General features: G+C 56.0%; 18 protein-coding genes and 2 pseudogenes. 12 read left to right on the top strand and 8 right to left on the bottom strand.

All coding sequences use genetic code 11. The features are described from left to right. Positions 1-30: 30 nt before the first annotated feature. Positions 31-354, bottom strand: coding sequence for a cupin domain-containing protein (locus ETG88_RS07580; protein ID WP_102104682.1), 324 nt, complete (start codon positions 352-354; stop codon positions 31-33). A gap of 136 nt (positions 355-490) precedes the next feature. Here ETG88_RS07580 and ETG88_RS07575 point away from each other — a divergent pair, with 136 nt between their 5' ends. Beyond that, the gene (locus ETG88_RS07575; RefSeq protein WP_129035086.1) at positions 491-1,183 is read left to right on the top strand and encodes an aspartate/glutamate racemase; all 693 of its coding nucleotides are present in this window, start codon (positions 491-493) and stop codon (positions 1,181-1,183) included. A 4-nt stretch (positions 1,184-1,187) separates the two neighbouring features. On the opposite strand, the gene ETG88_RS07570 is transcribed toward ETG88_RS07575, so the two are convergent. Further along, entirely contained in the window at positions 1,188-2,108 is a 921-nt protein-coding gene (locus ETG88_RS07570; protein WP_129035085.1) for a LysR family transcriptional regulator, read from the bottom strand. A 121-nt stretch (positions 2,109-2,229) separates the two neighbouring features. Here ETG88_RS07570 and lysA point away from each other — a divergent pair, with 121 nt between their 5' ends. Then, the gene (gene lysA / locus ETG88_RS07565; RefSeq protein ID WP_129035084.1) at positions 2,230-3,492 is read left to right on the top strand and encodes a diaminopimelate decarboxylase; all 1,263 of its coding nucleotides are present in this window, start codon (positions 2,230-2,232) and stop codon (positions 3,490-3,492) included. Here lysA and ETG88_RS07560 read toward each other — a convergent pair. After that, positions 3,484-4,500: a LacI family DNA-binding transcriptional regulator gene (locus ETG88_RS07560; protein ID WP_107702910.1), complete on the bottom strand. Its 1,017-nt coding sequence runs from the start codon at positions 4,498-4,500 to the stop codon at positions 3,484-3,486. The two genes, lysA and ETG88_RS07560, sit on opposite strands and share 9 nt — an antisense overlap. Positions 4,501-4,901: 401 nt before the next feature. Between ETG88_RS07560 and ETG88_RS07555 the strand changes: the two genes are divergently transcribed. The 4 genes and pseudogenes from ETG88_RS07555 (at position 4,902) to ETG88_RS07540 (ending at position 9,016) form a co-directional block, all read left to right on the top strand. After that, positions 4,902-6,239, top strand: coding sequence for a PTS sugar transporter subunit IIC (locus ETG88_RS07555; protein WP_129035083.1), 1,338 nt, complete (start codon positions 4,902-4,904; stop codon positions 6,237-6,239). 7 nt (positions 6,240-6,246) lie between these two features. Next, a complete protein-coding gene (locus ETG88_RS07550) occupies positions 6,247-7,674 on the top strand; it encodes a glycoside hydrolase family 1 protein (RefSeq protein ID WP_129035082.1) in 1,428 nt (475 codons plus the stop codon). A 95-nt stretch (positions 7,675-7,769) separates the two neighbouring features. After that, positions 7,770-8,543, top strand: coding sequence for a GntR family transcriptional regulator (locus ETG88_RS07545; RefSeq protein ID WP_100779075.1), 774 nt, complete (start codon positions 7,770-7,772; stop codon positions 8,541-8,543). Further along, positions 8,540-9,016 (top strand): annotated as a pseudogene (locus tag ETG88_RS07540) (GNAT family N-acetyltransferase). The gene ETG88_RS07545 and the pseudogene ETG88_RS07540 overlap by 4 nt, the downstream one beginning before the upstream one ends. Here the strand turns inward: ETG88_RS07540 and galR are convergent. Next, a complete protein-coding gene (gene galR / locus ETG88_RS07535; protein ID WP_100779077.1) occupies positions 8,977-9,993 on the bottom strand; it encodes an HTH-type transcriptional regulator GalR in 1,017 nt (338 codons plus the stop codon). The pseudogene ETG88_RS07540 and the gene galR overlap by 40 nt on opposite strands. Positions 9,994-10,618: 625 nt before the next feature. On the opposite strand from galR, the gene aas reads away from it, so the two are divergent. Together aas and lplT are read left to right on the top strand one after the other, a co-directional pair. Beyond that, positions 10,619-12,766: a bifunctional acyl-ACP--phospholipid O-acyltransferase/long-chain-fatty-acid--ACP ligase gene (aas, locus tag ETG88_RS07530; protein WP_129035081.1), complete on the top strand. Its 2,148-nt coding sequence runs from the start codon at positions 10,619-10,621 to the stop codon at positions 12,764-12,766. A 4-nt stretch (positions 12,767-12,770) separates the two neighbouring features. Next, positions 12,771-13,964, top strand: a complete 1,194-nt coding sequence (lplT, locus tag ETG88_RS07525; RefSeq protein WP_123428624.1) for a lysophospholipid transporter LplT — start codon at positions 12,771-12,773, stop codon at positions 13,962-13,964. Between the two features lie 52 nt (positions 13,965-14,016). On the opposite strand, the gene ETG88_RS07520 is transcribed toward lplT, so the two are convergent. The 4 genes and pseudogenes from ETG88_RS07520 to ETG88_RS22415 all read right to left on the bottom strand — a co-directional run. Continuing rightward, positions 14,017-15,057: an NADP(H)-dependent aldo-keto reductase gene (locus ETG88_RS07520; protein WP_129035080.1), complete on the bottom strand. Its 1,041-nt coding sequence runs from the start codon at positions 15,055-15,057 to the stop codon at positions 14,017-14,019. A gap of 133 nt (positions 15,058-15,190) precedes the next feature. After that, entirely contained in the window at positions 15,191-15,409 is a 219-nt protein-coding gene (locus tag ETG88_RS07515) for a YgdI/YgdR family lipoprotein (RefSeq protein WP_100779081.1), read from the bottom strand. Positions 15,410-15,544: 135 nt separating this feature from the next. Beyond that, positions 15,545-16,231 carry a DNA mismatch repair endonuclease MutH gene (gene mutH, locus ETG88_RS07510; RefSeq protein ID WP_129035079.1) on the bottom strand — a complete coding sequence of 229 codons (687 nt, stop codon included), beginning with the start codon at positions 16,229-16,231 and terminating at the stop codon, positions 15,545-15,547. Positions 16,232-16,383: 152 nt separating this feature from the next. Next, positions 16,384-16,461, bottom strand: a pseudogene (locus ETG88_RS22415) (hypothetical protein); the annotation flags it as partial. Between the two features lie 454 nt (positions 16,462-16,915). On the opposite strand from ETG88_RS22415, the gene rppH reads away from it, so the two are divergent. From rppH to thyA, 4 genes are all read left to right on the top strand, one after another. Further along, positions 16,916-17,446 carry an RNA pyrophosphohydrolase gene (gene rppH, locus ETG88_RS07505; RefSeq protein WP_100779083.1) on the top strand — a complete coding sequence of 177 codons (531 nt, stop codon included), beginning with the start codon at positions 16,916-16,918 and terminating at the stop codon, positions 17,444-17,446. Positions 17,447-17,458: 12 nt separating this feature from the next. After that, complete coding sequence (ptsP, locus tag ETG88_RS07500; RefSeq protein ID WP_100779084.1) at positions 17,459-19,705, top strand: phosphoenolpyruvate--protein phosphotransferase; 2,247 nt, start codon at positions 17,459-17,461, stop codon at positions 19,703-19,705. 189 nt (positions 19,706-19,894) lie between these two features. Beyond that, complete coding sequence (gene lgt, locus ETG88_RS07495) at positions 19,895-20,770, top strand: prolipoprotein diacylglyceryl transferase (RefSeq protein ID WP_100779085.1); 876 nt, start codon at positions 19,895-19,897, stop codon at positions 20,768-20,770. Positions 20,771-20,776: 6 nt separating this feature from the next. Further along, positions 20,777-21,571 carry a thymidylate synthase gene (thyA, locus tag ETG88_RS07490; RefSeq protein WP_095283207.1) on the top strand — a complete coding sequence of 265 codons (795 nt, stop codon included), beginning with the start codon at positions 20,777-20,779 and terminating at the stop codon, positions 21,569-21,571. The last annotated feature ends 34 nt before the right edge of the window (positions 21,572-21,605 follow it).

Below are 21,605 nucleotides of genomic sequence, written 5' to 3'. Positions count from 1 at the left end.
AAGGGCGGAGTAACGACCGCCCTTTTTTATTTATTTCAGGAAATCTTCGCGCACGGGGGTGAAGGTATCCAGCAGCGTGCCCGGTTTCAGGCACACGCAGCCGTGCATCACGTGCGGCTCTTTATAGAGAGTGTCGCCCGCCGTCACCACGTGTTTCTCTTCGCCAATGGTGAACTCGAATTCGCCGGACAGCACATAGGTTAACTGTTCGTGCGGATGGTTGTGCATTGGCCCAATCGCCCCCTGCTCAAAATTGACTTCCACCGCCATCATCTTGCCGTCGTGCGCCAGAATACGACGCGTCACGCCATTGCCCAGATCCTCAAGCTGTGTCTCTTTGTGGAAAATAAACATCGTGGTGTCCTGTTAATTAGTGAAACATTGTTTTAATTAATTTATATCAGCGCGAGTGAAAAGGAAACGGCAAGCCAAATAACTGGAAACAGGATCACAAGTTTGCTTCACTGGAGAAATCTGAACAGGAGAACATATGAAAACGATCGGTCTGCTGGGAGGAATGAGCTGGGAGTCCACCATTCCTTATTATCGCCTGATTAATGAAGGCATCAAACAACGTCTCGGCGGCCTGCATTCGGCGAGTCTGCTGCTGCACAGCGTCGATTTCCATGAGATTGAGGCCTGCCAGGCCAGCGGTGAGTGGGATAAAGCGGGGGAGATCCTCGCACAAGCGGCCCTCGGGCTGGAGCGTGCGGGCGCGGATGGCATTTTGCTCTGTACCAACACCATGCACAAAGTGGCGTCACATATTGAGGAAAGCTGCTCGCTGCCGTTCCTGCATATCGCCGATGCCACCGGGCGGGCCATAACCGCCAGCGGGATGACGCGCGTGGCACTCCTGGGAACGCGCTACACCATGGAGCAAGATTTCTATCGTGGGCGACTGGAGTCACAGTTCGGCATTGAAAGCCTAATCCCCACCGAGGCCGACAGGGCGCGCATCAACCAGATCATCTTTGAAGAGTTGTGCCTCGGTACCTTCAGCGACGCCTCGCGCCACTATTATCTCGACGTGATCGATAAACTCGCGGAGCAGGGCGCCGAAGGGGTGATCTTTGGCTGCACCGAGATTGGTCTGCTGGTTCCGGCTGACGAGAGCGCGCTCCCGGTCTTTGACACCACGGCAATTCATGCCGCCGATGCCGTCGAGTTTATGCTGTCGTAAGAGGCTAGTTTTGCAGGTCCGGTAACTGCTGCGCCACCCGGTGGGAGTGCTCTACCAGATGCGCCGTAAACGCATCAACCAGCGCAGACGCCGGACGATGTAGCGGACGAATCAGGCTCACGGTAAAGGGAACGGAAATGCTAAAGCGGCGGATCACAATCCCGCTTGCGGCATAGTCCAGCGCCGTGAGCGGATTCACCACCGCAATTCCCACGCCCGCCCGCACCATCGCACAAATGGACGCCGCGCTGTGGGTCTCCACCACCATCCGTCGTTTCACCTGATGTTCCTGGAACAGCGTATCCAGCAGCTGTCGGTAACTGTCGGTCTGTGACAGGCTGATATAGTTTTCGCCGTGGAAATCCGCCGGTGTCAGCACGTTTTTGCTGGCAAGGCGGTGGCCCTCAGGCAGCACGCAGACTTCATCCAGAGACAGCAGTTCAGTGCGCTCCGTTCCCGCAGGTGTGACCAGGGTTTCGGTCAGGCCTAAATCGTGGCGCTGTGCCGAGAGCCACTCTTCAAGCAGCGGCGACTCCTGCGGCACAATAGTGAGGTTCACGTCGGGATAGCGGGCGAGAAACGGCTGAATCAGCGGCGGCAGGAACGACTGCGAAAAGACCGGCAGGCAGACAATCGACAGCTCGCCCTGGCGAAATTCCCGCAGACTCTCCGCTGCACTGACGATGCGGTCCAGGCCGTACCACGAGCGCTGAACTTCTTCGAACAAGCGCAAACCCTGCACCGTCGGATACAGCCTGCCGCGCGTACGCTCAAACAGCGTCAACCCTAACACTTTTTCAAACCGCGCCAGCTCGCGGCTCACCGTGGGCTGCGAGGTATGCAGCATCTGCGCGGCTTCGGTCAGATTACCGGTGGTCATCACCGCGTGAAAAATTTCGATATGGCGTAGGTTAACGGCGGGCATAGGGCACCTGTTTTGATCGGGAATCCATATCATTTTTGCATAGACTCGCTATAAAACGATATTTTTTATTCTCTTCGCGCTGTGGCGTAATGTTAAAAAATGACGTTACGCGGAGAACACCATGCCACGCCCCCTGAACAGTACCGATACCGATCTGAATGCCCAGAACCTGCTGCGCTTACCCGCTGAGTTTGGCTGCCCGGTCTGGGTTTATGACGCGCAGATCGTTCGCGAAAAGATTGCGGCGCTGCATCAGTTTGACGTGGTGCGTTTCGCGCAGAAAGCCTGTTCGAACATCCATATTCTGCGTCTGATGCGCGAGCAGGGCGTGAAAGTGGATTCCGTTTCGCTGGGTGAAATCGAACGTGCGCTGGCGGCGGGGTACGATCCGAAGCACGACAGCGAGGCGATTGTCTTCACCGCTGACGTGATTGACAGCGCGACGCTCGCCCGCGTGCATGAACTGCAGATCCCGGTCAACGCCGGTTCGGTGGATATGCTGGAACAGCTGGGGCAAGTTTCGCCGGGCCACCGCGTGTGGCTGCGGGTCAATCCGGGTTTTGGTCACGGGCACAGCCAGAAAACCAACACCGGCGGTGAAAACAGCAAGCACGGCATCTGGTATACCGACCTTCCTGCGGCACTGGAAGTGCTGCAGCGCTACAACCTGACGCTGGTGGGCATTCACATGCACATCGGTTCCGGCGTCGACTACGGTCATCTTGAACAGGTGTGCGGCGCGATGGTGCGCCAGGTGATCGAATTCGGTCAGGATCTGGAGGCGATTTCCGCCGGTGGCGGCCTGTCGATCCCGTATCGCGAAGGGGAAGAGGCGATCGATACCGATCACTACTACGGCCTCTGGAGCGCGGCGCGCGACAAAATTGCCGCCCATCTGGGCCATGCAGTCAAACTGGAAATCGAGCCGGGACGTTTCCTGGTGGCAGAGTCCGGCGTGCTGGTTACTCAGGTCCGCAGCGTGAAGGCGATGGGGAGCCGACACTTCGTGCTGGTGGATGCGGGCTTTAACGATCTGATGCGCCCGGCGATGTACGGCAGCTATCACCACATTACCGCGCTGGCGGCGGATGGTCGTGATTTAACGCAGGCGCCGCGGGTTGATACCGTGGTCGCCGGTCCGCTGTGCGAATCGGGCGATGTCTTTACCCAGCAGGAAGGGGGCAAAGTGGAAACCCGCGCGCTGCCTGTTGTTGCGCCGGGAGATTATCTGGTGCTGCACGATACGGGGGCATATGGTGCGTCGATGTCGTCCAACTACAACAGCCGTCCGTTGCTGCCAGAAGTGCTGTTCGATAACGGCGTGGCGCGGCTGATTCGCCGTCGCCAGACCATTGAAGAGCTGCTCGCGCTCGAACTATTTTGAGGTGTAAAACGGCCCTGTCGTGACCGAATCGCGCAACATGAGCGTACCGGTAAACGGCGGGATCGTCTCGATCGGCTGGTGGTTAGCCAGCCGAACCGCCTGATCGATAGCCGTGACGATCATATTATCGATTGGCAGATAGACGGTGGAGAGGGCGGGTTCCAGCCATTTGGCGCTCGGCGCGTCGTCAAAACCAAACAGCGAAATGTCCTGCGGAATATGCAGCCCGGCCTGATGCAGCGCTTTGGACGACCCGAGCGCCATATCATCGTTACAGGCAAACAGGGCGGTAAACGGGACTTTCTCGCTGAGCAGCTCGTTGCACAGCTCATATCCCCGCGTCATGCCCGCATCCCCATACTTCACCCGACGATCGTCCCAGGCAATGCCGTGTTTTTCCAGCGCCTGACGATAGCCCATCAGACGTGCTTTACCCGTTGGCGTATGAATGGGCACTGTAATGCAGGCGATCTCCCGATGGCCCTGGCTAATCAGATAATCGACCGCTTTAAACGCCGCTTCCTGTTGCTCGAAAAACACGCATCGATCGCGCGCCAGACTGACGTCGCGGTTAATCACCACCAGCGGCATTTTCACGCTGTTGATAAGCTTCATGATCGCTTTTTCGCTCATATAGCGCGTATACAGCACAATGGCGTCGCACTGGCGATCTGCCAGCATTTGCACCGCCTGCTCTTCACGCTCAGGCGCGTCATGGCCGTCGGTGACGATCAGCTGCTTGCCGTGCGTTTCCGTCTGGCGAGATGCCTGCTGCAGCAGACGACCAAAGTAAAAACCATCAAAAGTTGAGACCACCAGACCAATGCTGTTGCTGGTCTGGTTCGCCAGCGACTGCGCGAGGAAATTTGGGCGATAGCCCAGCTCTTCCATCGCGTTAAATACCTGCTGACGCGTACTCTCTTTGACCTGACCTGTGCCATTCAGCACGCGCGAGACCGTGGCTTTCGACACACCCGCGCGTAGTGAGACATCCAGCATTGTTGCCATTAGACATTCCTGCATTCACGTAATCGCCCGCAGTTTATCACAGACCCTCAGGCGCATAAGCGAGACGGCGAGGGGAAAATCCCTATCGCGATCACGGTTCAGCATAAAACGGGGTAACTGGCATACCAAAGTGGTGAAAAATCATGATTTGGAATACCTCTGGCCGCATTGAGAGTTGAATCACAGAACCCTGAGCGACCTGAAGCTATTTTTGGTATGCCAATAGTATCCGGCTGTACACCTTATTCTCTATCCAGGCGGCTTCATGTGGCAGGACGGCGGCACCCGTACCCATCCCGATGCACTTACGTTAGGCAGCGTTTCGGGTGAGTGGGTGCAGCCAAAAGCCTGCAACGTGAAAGGCGACGGGTATAAAAGCCCTTTTACTGAGGTATTACCCTATGGCAGTGCAGGAAAAACTGATCGACGCTCTGGGCAGTTTCGCCACTAAATTCAACAGCTATCGCTATATCATGGCGATAAAATCCTCGTTCATTACCTTAATGCCGGTCATCATCGTGGGCGCCTTCTCGGTGCTGATTTCCAACATGGTGCTGGACCCAAAAAACGGCCTCGCGAGCTTCCAGTCGCTCTCGTTTCTGGCGGCGCTTAAGCCGATCACCAGCGCGATAAACTACGCCACGCTGAATTTTCTCAACATTGGCGCGGTGTTTTTAATTGGTATTGAGCTTGGGCGTATCAACGGTATCAAATCACTGTTTCCGGGCCTGCTGGCAGTGATCTGCTTTATCTGTGTCACGCCGACCACCGTCGAAATGCTGGTCGACGGGCAGATGCACGTGGTGAAAGATGTGCTGCTACGCCAGTTCTCTGACACCCGCAGCCTGTTCCTCGGCATGTTTATTGCCATTCTCTCCGTCGAGGTTTACTGCTGGCTGGAAAACCGTCCAGGGCTGAAAATCAAAATGCCTGATACGGTCCCGCCAAACGTTTCAGCGTCGTTCTCGGCGCTGATCCCGGCGATTATCACCACCACCGCCATTGCGACCTTCGGTTTTATCTTCCATCAACTGACCGGTATGTACCTGTATGACGCGGTCTATCAGGTGGTGCAGCAGCCGCTTGAGCGCGTGGTGCAAAGCCTGCCGGGTATTCTTTTGCTGATGTTCGTCGCGCAGCTTTTTTGGGTGATCGGAATCCACGGTAATCAGATGATCAAACCGATCCGCGAGCCGCTGCTGCTGGGGGCGATCACCGTCAACATGAGCGCCTTTGAGCAGGGCAAAGAGATCCCCAACATCATCACCATGCCGTTCTGGGATGTGTACATGAGCATCGGCGGATCGGGTTTGACCATCGGCCTGCTGATCGCGGTGATGATTGGCACGAAGCGCAAAGAGATGCGTGAGATCGCCAAGCTCTCTATCGGGCCGGGGATTTTTAACATCAACGAGCCGGTGATCTTCGGTATGCCAATCATGCTCAACCCCATCCTCGCGATCCCGTTCATCATTACTCCGCTGGTGACCGGCTCGATTGGCTATTTCGCGACCGTCACCGGTTTCGCCGGAAAAGCCGTGGTGATGGTGCCGTGGACTACGCCTCCGCTGATTAATGCCTGGCTGTCGACGGCGGGATCGATGGGAGCGGTGATCACCCAGCTGATCTGTATCGTCACCGCCGTGCTGATCTATCTGCCGTTCGTGAAAATTGCCTCACGCCGCGCGGAGCAGGCGGCCCTGCAGGCGCAAAGCCAGCAAGCGACAAATAACGTATGAGGATCTCATGAGCACAAAACACATCTCGATCCCGCAGGATTTTATTCTGGGTGCCGCCGCGTCGGCCTGGCAAACGGAAGGCTGGAGCGGCAAAAAAGAGGGGCAGGATTCGTGGATCGATCTCTGGTACAAAAACGATCGTCACGTCTGGCATAACGGCTACGGCCCGGCGGTGGCGACCGATTTTATCAACCGCTTCCGCGAAGACGTGGCGCTGATGAAACAGGCCGGGCTGACGCACTATCGTACCTCTATTAACTGGTCGCGGTTTTTGACCGATTACGAAAACGTAACCGTCGATGAAGAGTACGCGGCGTATTACGATGCTCTGTTCGACGAAATGCACCTTCAGGGCATCGAGCCGATGATCTGCCTGGAGCACTACGAGCTACCGGGTGCGCTGCTGGAAACCTACGGCGGCTGGGCCTCGAAGCAGGTGGTGGAACTCTTTGTGCGTTACGCCGAAAAAGTGTTTGCACGTTATCACGGGAAAGTAACGCGCTGGTTCACCTTCAACGAGCCGATTGTGGTGCAGACGCGCGTTTATCTCGACGCGCTGCGCTGGCCCTACGAGCAGAACACAGGCACCTGGATGCAGTGGAACCATCACAAAGTGCTGGCGACGGCGAAAGTGGTGAAGCTGTTCCATGAGAAAGGCTACCGGGGAACCGTGGGCTGCATCCTGAATCCGGAAGTGACCTATCCGCGCTCGAAAGCGCCCCATGACGTGCGCGCGGCAGAGATCTACGATCTGTTCTATAACCGCGTCTTTCTCGACCCGCTGGTACATGGGCGCTATCCACAGGCGCTGTTTACCTTACTTGAGCAGCACCATGTGCAGTGGGAGTACAGCGCGGATGAGCTGGCAATCATTGCCGAAAACACCGTCGATGAGCTGGGGATCAACCTTTATTATCCGCACCGGGTCAAAGCCCCGTCACGGGCCTGGCATCCGGAAACGCCCTTCCATCCGGCCTACTACTACGAACCGTTCGAGCTGCCGGGGCGCAAAATGAACGCCTCGCGCGGCTGGGAAATTTATCCACGAATCATCTACGACATGGCGATGCGTATCAAAAACGACTATCGCAACATCCCGTGGTTTGTGGCGGAAAGCGGAATGGGGGTGGAAAACGAAGGGCAGTTCCGGGGCAGCGACGGGGTTATTGCCGATGATTATCGTATCGCGTTTATCAGCGAGCACCTCTATTACACGCTGCTGGCGCGCGAAGAGGGGGCAAACTGCCACGGCTACATGCTGTGGGCGTTCACCGATAACGTCTCGCCGATGAACGCGTTCAAAAACCGCTATGGCCTGATTGAAATCGATCTGGCCGATAACCGCGCCCGCCGGGCGAAAACGTCGGTGGCGTGGTTCCGAAAGCTGCGTGATGAACGCACGCTGACGCTGACTGTCGATGATGAATGGAAATAGGCTAATCACGACGCAGGTTCTGGTAAAATAGCCGCCAACTGGCCGGGAGGATGCCCGGCCCGAGCGTCAACTCAACTGTAAGTACAGGTGAAATCGTGGAGAAGGCCGTCGTTCCGCCAGAAAAAAAACAGTACCAGGAGATTGGCGATGATCTGCGCACGCAAATCATCGACGGTCACTATCCTGTGGGGTCCCGTCTGCCGCCTGAGCGCAATATCGCCGAGACGTACGGCGTCAGCCGCACCATCGTGCGCGAAGCCTTACTCATGCTGGAGTTGCAGGGTACCGTCGATATCCGTCAGGGTTCCGGCGTTTACGTGATGCGCATCCCCGAAGAGCACGAAAACGAGGAAGAGCGCTTTTTAAATAGCGACGTCGGCCCGTTTGAGATTTTGCAGGCGCGCCAGCTGCTCGAAAGCAATATTGCCGCCTTTGCCGCGAAAATGGCGACCCGCGCGGATATTGATAATCTGCGTCGCATCATCGAGCAGGAGCAGCGCGCCATTGCCGCCGACGATCACAGCCAGGATAACAACAAAATGTTTCACCTGGTGCTGGCAGGCGCAACGCAAAACCAGATGCTGCTGGCGACTGTCGAGAGCGTCTGGCACCACATGGACAGCAGCCCGCTGTGGCAGCAGTTCAACGTTCACATCGCCAGCCGCGCATATCGCCTGAAGTGGCTTGGCGATCGCCAGACCATTCTCGCGGCCCTGCGTCGTCGCGACGTGATGGGGGCGTGGCAGGCCATGTTCCAGCACCTGGAAAACGTCAAAAAAAGCCTGCTGGAGCTGTCGGATGAAGACGCGCCGGATTTTGACGGCTATCTTTTTGAATCTGTCCCGCTTTTCCAGGGGAAACTGGTGTGAAGATCATTCCCCTTTATGCCGCTGCGCACCATGCCCAGCGCGTAACCGACTGGCTATGGCAGGCGTTTGGTGACGGTTTACCGCGTGAATTCTTTGCCAGCATCATCGAACACAGCCAGACGCCGGGCGCACTGCCGCTCACGTTTGTGGCGGTCGAGGGCGAAACACTGCTGGGCACCGTCGGATTGTGGCGCTGTGATTTGATGACGCGCCAGGATCTCTTTCCGTGGCTGGCGGCGCTGTACGTTGACGACGCCGCGCGCGGGAAAGGGCTGGCGGGGTAGTTGCAGGAGCATGTGATGGGCTATGCCGCAATGGCCGGGTATTCCGAGCTGCATCTCTGGTCAGCCTGCCGGGACTTTTATGAGCGCTACGGCTGGCAGTACATCGGCGATGCGCTGGAATACCCGAATAAAACCGTTCATCTCTATCGCTATTCGCTGACCGGATCTGCGGGGGCAACCACGGAGTGACGGCGAACCAGCGTCGGGCTGAACAGGTGAGTGATATCTGGCGGCGGGCGTTTTTCGGCCAGCGCCAGGGCCAGTTCTGCGGCCTGCGTTGCCATGGTCACAATCGGATAGCGCACGGTGGTTAAGCGCGGGCGCACATAACGCGCGACCAGCACATCATCGAAACCAATCAGCGAAATTTCTGCCGGTACGTCGATACCGTTATCGTTCAGCACACCCATCGCACCCGCGGCCATCGAATCGTTATAGCAGGCCACGGCGGTGAAATTCCGCCCACGGCCTAACAGCTCCGTCATCGCCTGCTCGCCGCCGCTCTCGTCGGGTTCGCCATAGGTGACCAGACGATCGTTGCACGGCAGGCCGCTTTCGCGCAGGGCATCGTAATAGCCGCGCAGACGATCTTCGGCATCGGAAATCTGGTGGTTTGAACAGAGATAACCAATGCGCGTATGACCCTGCTGGATCAGATGGCGTGTGGCAAGCCAGGCGCCGTAGCGATCGTCCAGTGCCACGCAGCGTTTCTCATAGCCGGGGATAATGCGGTTAATCAGAACCATGCCGGGGATCTGTTTCATCAGATGCAGCAGTTCGGCGTCGGGGAGGACTTTTGCGTGAACCACCAGGGCGGCGCAGCGATGGCGTATCAGCTGCTCAATGGCCTGGCGCTCTTTTTGTTCGTTATGGTAGCCGTTGCCGATCAGCAGGAAATTGCCGGTCTGGTACGCCACCTGTTCAACCGCTTTGACCATCGCGCCGAAAAAGGGATCCGACACATCGCCGACCACCAGACCCACGGTTTCCGTCGACTGCTGCGCCAGGGCGCGCGCGTTGGCGTTGGGATGATAGTTCAGGGTTTCCATGGCGCTTTGCACGGCCTGACGGGACGCATCGCTGGCTTTCGGTGAATTGTTGATGACGCGAGAAACGGTCGCCACAGAAACACCCGACAGACGAGCCACATCCTTAATTGTCGCCATTAAATACCTTCTTTAGGGGGTAAGCGTTTACACACTCAATAGTGTTGCGGAAAACCGAGGTGCATTCAAGGGCTGGCCCGCAATGCACCTCGCAAACGTGACGCAGAACATGGGAAAACAGTGTAATCGTTACACGGGGAAGCGTGTCAGAATAATGTCAAAGCGAACCTTTGCTTACACTTTGCGGCAGGCTGTTGCGATTGTCTGCTGGTGGAGAATGTGAACAGATTGCTAAAGTCGAGATCCCAGAGGTATTGATAGGTGAAATCGACTCCGGTTGATTAACACGAATTACACCAACCTGCGTCCATACGCAGGTTTTTTTTGTCTGTAACTTCAACATGTAACAGCAATCGATATTTTTCACACCTGGTTGCACTTAGGCTCATTCCCTTGCGTTTTCGCGCTGGCGAAGCGGATTGCCAGCAGCCACAATCAAGATCCCAGAGGTATTGATTGGTGAGAATTCTTGGTACGGTTTCGTACTCATCTCTTGCACCAGCCTGCGCGGATGCGCAGGTTTTTTTTCGCCTGAAATACGCTACCTCTCCTCCCGCCTGCACTTCTCGTGTAATCTGCCACAATTTAGCGTAACCCTAAAATTTAACAGGCAAAGGGAGTTGAAATGCTATTTGGGTTCTTCCGTACCTTGTTTCGTATCCTCTTTCGCGTCCGCCTGACGGGGGACACTCAGTCATTGCGCGGCGAGCGCGTGCTCATCACCCCAAACCACGTCTCTTTTATCGACGGCGTTTTGCTGGCACTTTTCCTGCCTGGCCGTCCGGTCTTCGCGGTCTACAGCTCCATCAGCCAGAAGTGGTTTATGCGCTGGCTGGCGCCGCTAATTGATTTTGTTCCCCTCGATCCGACCAAACCGATGATGATTAAACATCTGGTGCGCCTGATCGAGCAGGGCCGTCCGGTGGTGATCTTCCCGGAAGGGCGTCTTACCGTGACCGGCTCGCTGATGAAAATCTACGACGGCGCGGGGTTTGTCGCAGCGAAATCAAAAGCCACCGTGGTGCCGCTGCGCATCGAAGGGGCAGAGCTGACCTATTTCAGCCGTCTGAAGGGGCTAGTGAAGCAGCGCCTGTTCCCGCAAATCACCCTCCACATTTTGCCTCCGACCACGCTGCCGATGCCTGAAGCACCGCGCGCAAGGGATCGCCGCAAGATCGCAGGCGAAATGCTCCATCAAATTATGATGGAAGCGCGCATGGCCGTGCGCCCGCGCGAAACCTTATATGAATCACTTCTTTCCGCGCAGGACCGTTTTGGCGCGAAGAAAAACTGCGTTGAAGATATCAATTTCACGCCCGATACCTATCGCAAGCTGCTGACCAAGACCCTGTTTGTGGGCCGTATTCTGGAAAAATACAGCCAGCACGGGGAAAAAATCGGTCTGATGCTGCCTAACGCCGGGATCAGCGCGGCGGTGATTTTCGGGGCGGTCTCGCGCGGACGCATTCCGGCGATGATGAACTACACGGCGGGTGTGAAAGGGCTGACCAGCGCGATAACGGCTGCGGAGATCAAAACTGTTTTCACTTCGCGCCAGTTCCTCGACAAAGGCAAACTCTGGCATCTGCCGGAGCAGCTCAAGCAGGTGCGCTGGGTGTTCCTCGAAGATCTGAAAGCTGACGTTACCCTTGCCGATAAGCTGTGGATCTTTGCCCATCTGCTGGCGCCACGTCTGGCGCAGGTTAAACAGCAGCCGGAAGATGCGGCCATTATTCTGTTTACCTCCGGTTCTGAAGGCAATCCGAAGGGGGTTGTTCACTCTCATAAAAGTATTCTGGCGAACGTCGAGCAGATCAAAACCATTGCCGACTTCACCGCGAACGATCGTTTTATGTCGGCGCTGCCGCTTTTCCACTCCTTTGGCCTGACTGTCGGGCTGTTTACGCCGCTGTTCACGGGCGCCGAGGTGTTCCTCTATCCCAGCCCGCTGCATTACCGTGTTGTACCGGAACTGGTGTATGACCGTAACTGTACGGTGCTGTTTGGCACCTCAACGTTTCTTGGCAACTATGCGCGTTTCGCCAATCCGTATGATTTCTTCCGCGTGCGCTACGTGGTGGCGGGAGCAGAGAAACTGCAGGACAGCACCCGTCAAATCTGGCAGGACAAGTTTGGTCTGCGCATTCTTGAGGGTTACGGCGTGACAGAGTGTGCCCCGGTGGTCTCGATCAACGTGCCGATGGCGGCGAAGCCTGGCACGGTCGGGCGCATTCTGCCGGGCATGGACGCACGTCTGTTAGCGGTGCCGGGCATTGAAGATGGCGGTCGCCTGCAGCTGAAAGGGCCAAACGTGATGAATGGCTATCTGCGCGTGGAAAACCCAGGCGTGCTTGAAGCGCCGACGGCGGAAAACGCGCAGGGCGAGGTCGAAACCGGCTGGTATGACACGGGCGATATTGTGCGCTTTGATGAGCAGGGCTTCGTGCAAATCAAAGGCCGCGCCAAACGCTTTGCCAAAATTGCCGGGGAGATGGTCTCTCTGGAAATGGTGGAACAGCTGGCGACAGCGGTTTCTGCTGACAAAATGCATGCCACGGCGATTAAGAGCGACGCCAGCAAAGGCGAAGCGCTGGTGCTCTTTACCACCGACAGCGAGCTGAAACGCGAGCAGCTTCTGCACTACGCCCGCGAGCATGGCGTGCCTGAGCTGGCCGTGCCGCGCGATATTCGTTATCTGAAACAGTTACCGGTGCTCGGCAGCGGTAAACCCGATTTTGTCGCGCTGAAAGGCATGGTTGATGAGGCGGAATAGCATAATGCGTGAGTCAGTACACACTAACACCTCCCTGTGGTCAAAGGGCATGATGGCGGTGACCAGCGCTCAGTTCCTTTCGGCCTTTGGCGACAATGCGTTGCTATTTGCAACGCTGGCGCTGCTGAAAGCCGAGTTTTATCCGGACTGGAGCCAGCCCATCCTGCAGATGGTGTTTGTGGGTGCTTACATCATTTTTGCGCCGTTTGTCGGGCAGGTGGCTGACAGCTTCCCTAAAGGGCGCGTGATGATGTTCGCCAACAGTCTCAAACTGCTGGGCGCGGCGAGTATCTGCTTCGGCTTTAATCCCTTCATCGGCTACACGCTGGTGGGGATTGGCGCGGCGGCGTATTCACCGGCGAAATACGGGATTCTGGGGGAACTGACCACCGGCGACAAACTGGTTAAAGCCAACGGCCTGATGGAGTCCTCGACGATTGCCGCTATTCTGCTCGGCTCCGTCGCCGGCGGCGTGCTGGCGGACTGGCATGTGCTGGCCGCGCTGGGCGTGTGTGCGCTGGTGTATGCGGGCGCAGTCGTGGCGAACCTGTTTATCCCGACGCTGCCCGTGGCGCGTCCGGGGCAATCCTGGCGCTTTACGCCGATGACGGCCAGTTTCTTCAATGCCTGCCGCGTGCTGTGGCGTAACGGCGAAACGCGCTTCTCCCTGCTGGGCACCAGCATGTTCTGGGGCGCGGGCGTGACGCTGCGCTTCCTGCTGGTATTGTGGGTCCCGACGGCGCTCGGGATCACCGATAACGCCACGCCCACTTATCTCAACGCGATGGTGGCGGTGGGGATTGTGGTCGGGGCCGGTGTGGCTGCGAAGCTGGTCACCCTGGAAACCGTATCGCGCTGTATGCCGGCGGGGATTTTGATTGGCGTCGGCGTGCTGTTTTTCTCCCTGCAACATGCGCTGCTGCCGGCTTACGTGCTGCTGATCCTGATTGGTATGCTCGGTGGTTTCTTTGTTGTACCGCTGAACGCACTCCTGCAGGAGCGTGGTAAACAGACCGTCGGGGCGGGTAACGCGATTGCGGTGCAAAATCTCGGTGAAAACACCGCGATGTTGCTGATGCTGGGGCTGTATTCCCTGGCGGTTAAAGTGGGATTACCGGTCGTGGGCATCGGTGTCGGGTTCGGTGGGTTGTTTGCACTGGCAATTGCCGGGCTGTGGCTCTGGCAGCGTCGTCGGTAACGGATTGCCGGGCGGCGACTTCGCCTTACCCGGCATCCAAGATCAAAACGCGTTACGGTGCCGGATAGGTGTAAACCTGATGCACCGCCTCAATCTCCGCCAGCACCTCTTCGCTCAACTCCAGATGGAAACTGTCGATGTTTGTTTTCAACTGCTCCATTGTGGTGGCACCCAGCAGGGTGCTTGCCACGAACGGCTGACGACGCACAAAGGCTAATGCCATCTGTGCCGGGTCCAGACCGTGACGTTTCGCGATATCAACATACGCCGCAACGGCTTTCTGCGTTTGCTCACCGCTGTAGCGGGTAAAACGGCTGAACAGGGTATTACGTGCCCCGGCAGGTTTTGCGCCGTTGAGGTATTTACCGGTCAACGTCCCGAAGCCGAGGCAGGAATAAGCCAGCAGCTCAACGCCTTCATACTGTGTCACTTCCGACAGACCCACTTCATAACTGCGGTTAACCAGGCTGTAAGGGTTCTGAATGGTCACAATGCGCGGCAAATCGTGCTTATCGGCCAGATGCAGATAGCGCATCACCCCGAACGCCGTTTCGTTCGAGACGCCAATATAGCGGATCTTACCGGCGCGCTGACACTCGGTCAGAGCTTCCAGGGTTTCGAGCAGGGTCACCACCGGCGCGCTGTCGCTCCAGGTATAGCCCAGCTTGCCGAAGCAGTTGGTCGGGCGCTGAGGCCAGTGAACCTGATATAAATCGAGATAGTCGGTCTGCAGACGCTTCAGGCTGGCATCCAGCGCGGCGCGGATATTTTTGCGATCCAGAATCTGATTCGGACGAATACCTGCGTCGTTATTGCGCGACGGGCCGCTGACTTTCGACGCCAGCACCAGCTTTTCGCGATTGCCGTTTTTCGCCAGCCAGTTGCCAACGTAGGTTTCGGTCAATCCCTGGGTTTCCGGGCGCGGAGGCACCGGGTACATTTCGGCCACATCAATCAGGTTGATCCCCTGGCTGACGGCGTAATCGAGTTGCGCATGGGCATCGGCTTCGCTGTTTTGTTCACCGAATGTCATCGTGCCCAACCCCAGTTGGCTGATCTCCAGAGTGCTGTGGGGGATACGGTGATAATGCATAGCCGGCTTCCTATACTGTGTAAATTGACGGCGTCAGGAATCTCCCCGACGAAGGACTATAAACATGGCAGAGGGGGAGCAAAAGGGGAAGAAAAAAATCAAAAAGGCCAGTAAGCAACTGACCTTTAACTGTTTATCTTTCGATGATCTGCGAAACTTCGTCGCGATTGATCTGCATCTTATTGCCCTGCTGATCGTTGTAGCTTACAAGGCCGGTATCGTCGTCGACTTCGGGTTTGCCGTCAGTCAGTATCATTCGACCGTCTTTTGTCGCCATAACGTAATCACTACTACAACCTGAAACCGCAAACGCTAAACCCACCGCTGAGATTATCACTGCCCATTTTTTCATCGTTATCATCCTCACCTGGCTCGTATCACATCATAGTGTAGTAATAACCTGAGAAAGCGTCAGGAGGAAGCAGTAAAATCTTAAACATCAGGTGAATGTGTTTGATTCAGTTCAAACTTCGGCTAAAAACCGCGTTTAAGCGAAAAAGTGACGAGCCAGCAGAGCACCGGTGAAGTTCTTCTTTAAATAGAAGCCGCGCGGCAGCGTCAGGATCGGTTCTCCCTGAGCGCCAATCGCTTCGGTCAGCGCCTTGCTGTTAGCGGCTTTCGGGCGTAACTGCATCACCTCGCCATGACGCGCGGTAATCCGCTCGACCTGACCCAGCACGATCATATCCATTAGCTCCTCCCAGTCCTGCGAAAGCTGCCGCTCTTCCTCTTCGTTTGGGCTCCAAAGCAGTGGCGCACCCACGCGGCGATCCGCAAGGGGAATAGCTCTGTCGCCTTCGATGGGCACCCACAGCACGCGCTTGAGCTTATGGCGTACGTGGCTCATTTTCCAGGTCACACCCGTATTCCCGGTGAGCGGCGCAACGCAGACAAAGGTGGTTTCCAGTGGTTTTCCCTGACGATCAATGGGGATGGTTTTAAGCTCCACCCCCAGTGCGGCAAAATCCTGCTCGGGTTTACTGCCCGCGCTTGCGCCAAGCCAGCGCTCCAGCAACACACCGATCCAGCCTTTATCCCGTTTCAGATCCGCAGGAATCGGCAAGCCCGCCATGGCCGCCAGTTCGCCGAGCGAGTAGCCCGCGACGCGTTGCGCCTGCTGCAATAACTGCGCTTCAGTGGCCGGAGGGGAGGTGAGTGGAAGGAGCGGAAGCATAACGTTAAACCTTTGATTAAAAAATGAACCGTAAAAGCAGACCTTGTGGATAGAGTTTAACTATTTCTTTGGCGATATGGCAGGCTTATGATTTATCAGGATTTTTAGGACAAATCCACTGACGGATAAAAAGGGTAAAATCGGGTTGTTCAAAACTGGTCACTGACAATGAACAGGATCTTACACCATGTTATCCACAGAAAAGTGGGATAAGTGGGAATAACCCTCACTACTGTTTCAATTTACAGCCTTGACGTGCGACGAAAATCGAATTTTCACACAAATAGTGTCTAAGTTATTGGCACAATCTGTGGATAAAACCGACGCTGTTCGATCTTTCATCAGCACGCGGATCTCTCATGTGACGATCGTCACGTTATGACGTATTATTCACAGGTGTTACCCGTTAAGGTAATGAAATATAGCTATTTATTTCTCGATGAGATTGCGAGGTGATTTCCTTCCCGCAATGTTGTCCAGCGGTAATTCCATACTTCTTCACAACTATATCCACAGAAAAAGTGAATAAAATGGCCCTTTGCGTCCGTCATCTGTTTATAACTTGAGTGAAAATTGTGAGTTATTCAAATGTTATTCGTTCGCAGCCCTGCAAGAGAGTGGTTTACCGCCTCACAGGAGTATGAAACAATCGATCATATATAAGGTTTAGTTTGAGGTAGTCCGGTGATTGATGACGATGGCTACCGCCCGAATGTAGGTATCGTAATTTGTAATCGTCAGGGCCAGGTTATGTGGGCAAGACGGTATGGTCAGCACTCCTGGCAATTCCCGCAAGGCGGGATCAATCCAGGAGAGTCCCCAGAACAAGCGATGTATCGGGAGCTGTTCGAAGAAGTCGGCTTAAGCCGAAAAGATGTTCGCATCCTGGCTTCGACCCGCAACTGGTTGCGTTACAAGTTACCGAAACGTTTGGTGCGTTGGGACACAAAGCCGGTTTGTATCGGCCAGAAACAAAAGTGGTTTCTTCTGCAATTGGTGAGCAACGACTCGGAAATCAATATGCAAACCAGCAGTACGCCAGAGTTCGATGGCTGGCGTTGGGTGAGCTACTGGTATCCCGTTCGTCAGGTCGTGTCCTTTAAGCGCGATGTTTACCGCAGGGTGATGAAAGAGTTTGCAAGTGTGGTGATTGCGTTTCAGGAGGCCCCTCCTAAACCGCAAAGCCCACCTGCCTGGCGACGTAAAAGAGGTTAAGCAACGCACATCATGCTCACCCGCTTGCGAGAAATAGTCGAAAAGGTTGCCAGTGCTCCGCGCCTCAATGAGGCGCTGGACATTCTGGTGACCGACATCTGTCTTGCGATGGAAACCGAAGTCTGTTCGGTGTATCTGGCCGACCACGATCGACGCTGTTATTACCTGATGGCGACACGTGGGTTGAAAAAACCGCGTGGTCGCACCGTTGCGCTCGCCTTCGATGAAGGGATCGTTGGCCTCGTTGGACGGCTGGCGGAACCTATCAACCTCGCCGATGCGCAAAAACACCCCAGTTTTAAATATATCCCTTCCGTCAAGGAAGAGCGTTTTCGCGCGTTTTTAGGTGTCCCTATCATTCAGCGCCGCCAGCTTCTTGGGATACTGGTGGTGCAGCAGCGTGAGCTTCGCCAGTTTGACGAAAGCGAGGAGTCATTCCTCGTGACGCTGGCCACGCAAATGGCCGCAATCCTCTCCCAGTCTCAGTTAGCCGCGCTGTTTGGCCAGTATCGCCAGACGCGTATCCGTGCGCTGCCCGCATCGCCGGGCGTGGCCATCGCCGAAGGGTGGATGGACGCCACGCTGCCGCTCATGGAGCAGGTGTACGAAGCCTCAACGCTGGACGCTGCCCTTGAACGCGAACGTCTGACCGGTGCGCTGGAAGAGGCCTCCAACGAATTCCGTCGCTACAGTAAGCGTTTTGCCGCAGGGGCGCAGAAAGAGACGGCAGCGATTTTTGATCTTTATTCCCACCTGCTTTCCGATGCGCGCCTGCGCCGCGAACTCTTCGCCGAAGTAGACAAAGGATCGGTGGCGGAATGGGCGGTGAAAAAGGTCATCGAACGGTTCGCCGAGCAGTTTGCCTCCCTGACAGACGGTTATCTGAAAGAGCGTGCGGGCGATCTGCGAAGTCTGGGCCAGCGTCTGCTGTTCCATCTCGATGATACCATTCAGGGCGAAAATGCCTGGCCGAAACGCTTTGTGCTGGTCGCCGATGAACTGTCGGCTACCACTCTCGCCGAACTGCCGCATGACCGACTGGCAGGCGTCGTGGTGCGTGATGGCGCAGCCAACTCCCACGCGGCCATAATGGTGCGCGCGCTGGGTATTCCTACCGTCATGGGCGCGGATATTCAGCCTTCGGTGCTGCAACGCCGCACCCTGGTGGTCGACGGTTATCGCGGTGAGCTGCTGGTCGATCCTGAGCCGGTACTGCTGCAGGAATATCAGCGATTAATCAGTGAAGAAAATGAATTAAGCCGCCTGGCGGAAGATGACGTCGATCTGCCCGCGCAGTTGAAAAGCGGCGAGCGGGTTAAGGTGATGCTCAATGCAGGCCTTAGTCCGGCGCACGAAGAGAAGCTCGGCAGCCGCATCGACGGCATTGGCCTGTACCGCACTGAAATTCCGTTCATGTTGCAAAGTGGCTTCCCTTCCGAAGAGGAGCAGGTGGCGCAGTATCAGGGAATGTTGCAGATGTTTAACGATAAGCCCGTCACCCTGCGAACGCTGGATGTTGGCGCCGATAAACAGCTGCCGTACATGCCCATCAGTGAAGAAAACCCGTGCCTTGGCTGGCGTGGGATCCGCATTACGCTCGATCAGCCGGAGATTTTCCTGGTGCAGGTACGCGCCATGCTGCGTGCTAACGCGGCCACGGGGAATCTCAGCATTCTTCTGCCGATGGTGACCAGTCTGGATGAAGTCGACGAAGCGCGTCGCTTGATCGAACGTGCTGGCCGCGAAGTGGAAGAGATGATCGGTTATGCGATTCCCAAACCGCGCCTCGGCGTGATGCTTGAAGTCCCATCGATGGTCTTTATGCTGCCACAGTTGGCCAACCGCGTGGATTTCATCTCGGTCGGTACGAACGATCTGACTCAGTACATTTTGGCGGTGGATCGTAACAATACGCGCGTCGCGAGCATTTACGACAGCCTGCACCCGGCGATGCTGCGTGCGCTGGCGATGATTGCGCGTGACGCCGAATTGTACGGAATCGACCTGCGCCTGTGCGGTGAAATGGCAGGGGATTCCATGTGTGTGGCGATCCTGATCGGTCTTGGCTTCCGTCATCTGTCGATGAACGGTCGCTCGGTGGCGCGTGTGAAATATCTGCTGCGCCACATCGAAATCGAAGATGCTCAGGAACTGGCAAAACGCAGCCTTGAGGCACAGCTGGCGACGGAAGTCCGTCACCAGGTCGCGGCCTTTATGGAGCGTCGCGGCATGGGCGGTTTGATCCGCGGTGGTCGCTAAACTTTCCCATTCCCTACACGAATGGAGCGATACTCTGCTCCATTCTCTATACACATCTTTTACATCTCAGGCGCATCCTCCGCGCCTGCCTTGTGCTATGATTCGCAACTTTGGAGCGTGGGTTAACCCTGCGCGCGCTTATTTTTCGCTGTCCACTTTCAGCGGAATAACAACATCTTGTGGTGACAGATGAACAGTGGTTATCTGCATTTTCCGGAATTTGATCCGGTCATTTTCTCAATCGGTCCCGTTGCGCTTCACTGGTACGGTCTTATGTACCTGGTCGGCTTCATCTTTGCCATGTGGCTTGCGGGTCGTCGCGCCAGTCGTCCGGGCAGCGGATGGACGAAAAACGAAGTTGAAAACCTGCTCTATGCCGGGTTCCTCGGGGTATTCCTCGGTGGGCGTATCGGCTATGTGCTGTTCTACAACTTCCCGATTTTCCTGAACGATCCGCTTTACCTGTTCCGCGTCTGGGACGGAGGCATGTCCTTCCACGGCGGTCTGATAGGTGTGATTCTGGTGATGGTCATCTTCGCCAAACGCACCAAACGCAACTTCTTCCAGGTGGCTGATTTTATTGCCCCGCTGATCCCGTTTGGTCTGGGCGCGGGTCGTCTCGGCAACTTCATTAATGGGGAACTGTGGGGTCGTGTCGATCCGAGTGTCTCCTTTACGATGCTGTTCCCGAACTCACGTGCGGAAGACCTTGCGCTGCTGCCTTCCCACCCAGAGTGGCAGTCTATCTTCGACACCTACGGCTCACTGCCGCGCCACATGTCGCAGCTGTATGAGCTGGCGCTTGAGGGTGTGGTGCTGTTTATCATTCTGAATCTCTTTATCCGCAAACCGCGTCCAATGGGTTCTGTCTCCGGGCTGTTCCTGATTGGTTATGGTGCGTTCCGAATCATCGTTGAATTCTTCCGCCAGCCGGATCAGCAATTCACCGGTGAATGGGTACAGTACATCAGCATGGGGCAGATTCTCTCCATCCCGATGATTGTCGCGGGTATCATAATGATGATTTGGGCGTATCGTCGTCGTCCACAGCAACAGCTTTCCTGAGGAACCATGAAACAGTATCTTGAATTGATGAAAAAAGTGCTCGACGAGGGCACGCCAAAAAACGATCGCACCGGCACCGGAACGCTCTCTATTTTTGGCCACCAGATGCGCTTTAACCTGCAGGAAGGTTTTCCGCTGGTGACGACCAAGCGCTGCCATTTGCGCTCGATCATTCATGAACTGCTCTGGTTCCTGCAAGGCGATACCAACGTGGCCTATCTGCACGAAAACAACGTCTCGATTTGGGACGAATGGGCAGATGAGAACGGCAACCTTGGCCCGGTCTACGGCAAACAGTGGCGCGCATGGCCAACGCCAGATGGTCGCCACATTGACCAAATTACGACCGTGCTGAACCAGCTGAAAAACGATCCCGATTCACGTCGCATTATCGTCTCAGCCTGGAACGTCGGCGAGCTGGACAAAATGGCGCTGGCGCCTTGCCACGCCTTCTTCCAGTTCTATGTCGCTGACGGCAAACTGTCCTGCCAGCTCTATCAGCGCTCTTGCGACGTGTTCCTCGGTCTGCCGTTCAACATCGCCAGCTATGCATTACTGGTTCATATGATGGCGCAGCAGTGCGACCTTGAAGTCGGTGATTTTGTCTGGACCGGTGGCGATACGCACCTGTACAGCAATCACATGGAACAAACGCACCTGCAGCTGACTCGCGAACCGCGCGCACTGCCGAAGCTGGTTATCAAGCGTAAGCCGGAATCCATCTTTGACTATCGCTTCGACGATTTCGAGATTGAAGGCTACGATCCCCACCCTGGTATCAAAGCTCCTGTCGCTATCTGATAGATCAAATCCTGACACAACCGGTGCTCTTTAG

Source organism: Lelliottia nimipressuralis, from assembly GCF_004115925.1.
Classification (GTDB): Bacteria; Pseudomonadota; Gammaproteobacteria; order Enterobacterales; family Enterobacteriaceae; genus Enterobacter; species Enterobacter nimipressuralis.
The sequence above is the reverse complement of the archived record's forward strand: the minus strand, read 5'-3'. Positions and strand labels throughout refer to the sequence as shown.

Excerpts from the sequence above, each read along its gene's own strand:
- ETG88_RS07580 (WP_102104682.1), bottom strand. The coding sequence starts at position 354 with ATGTTTATTTTCCACAAAGAGACACAGCTTGAGGATCTGGGCAATGGC.
- ETG88_RS07575 (WP_129035086.1), top strand. The coding sequence starts at position 491 with ATGAAAACGATCGGTCTGCTGGGAGGAATGAGCTGGGAGTCCACCATT.
- ETG88_RS07570 (WP_129035085.1), bottom strand. The coding sequence starts at position 2,108 with ATGCCCGCCGTTAACCTACGCCATATCGAAATTTTTCACGCGGTGATG.
- lysA (WP_129035084.1), top strand. The coding sequence starts at position 2,230 with ATGCCACGCCCCCTGAACAGTACCGATACCGATCTGAATGCCCAGAAC.
- ETG88_RS07560 (WP_107702910.1), bottom strand. The coding sequence starts at position 4,500 with ATGGCAACAATGCTGGATGTCTCACTACGCGCGGGTGTGTCGAAAGCC.
- ETG88_RS07555 (WP_129035083.1), top strand. The coding sequence starts at position 4,902 with ATGGCAGTGCAGGAAAAACTGATCGACGCTCTGGGCAGTTTCGCCACT.
- ETG88_RS07550 (WP_129035082.1), top strand. The coding sequence starts at position 6,247 with ATGAGCACAAAACACATCTCGATCCCGCAGGATTTTATTCTGGGTGCC.
- galR (WP_100779077.1), bottom strand. The coding sequence starts at position 9,993 with ATGGCGACAATTAAGGATGTGGCTCGTCTGTCGGGTGTTTCTGTGGCG.
- aas (WP_129035081.1), top strand. The coding sequence starts at position 10,619 with ATGCTATTTGGGTTCTTCCGTACCTTGTTTCGTATCCTCTTTCGCGTC.
- lplT (WP_123428624.1), top strand. The coding sequence starts at position 12,771 with ATGCGTGAGTCAGTACACACTAACACCTCCCTGTGGTCAAAGGGCATG.
- ETG88_RS07520 (WP_129035080.1), bottom strand. The coding sequence starts at position 15,057 with ATGCATTATCACCGTATCCCCCACAGCACTCTGGAGATCAGCCAACTG.
- ETG88_RS07515 (WP_100779081.1), bottom strand. The coding sequence starts at position 15,409 with ATGAAAAAATGGGCAGTGATAATCTCAGCGGTGGGTTTAGCGTTTGCG.
- mutH (WP_129035079.1), bottom strand. The coding sequence starts at position 16,231 with ATGCTTCCGCTCCTTCCACTCACCTCCCCTCCGGCCACTGAAGCGCAG.
- ptsP (WP_100779084.1), top strand. The coding sequence starts at position 17,459 with ATGCTCACCCGCTTGCGAGAAATAGTCGAAAAGGTTGCCAGTGCTCCG.
- lgt (WP_100779085.1), top strand. The coding sequence starts at position 19,895 with ATGAACAGTGGTTATCTGCATTTTCCGGAATTTGATCCGGTCATTTTC.
- thyA (WP_095283207.1), top strand. The coding sequence starts at position 20,777 with ATGAAACAGTATCTTGAATTGATGAAAAAAGTGCTCGACGAGGGCACG.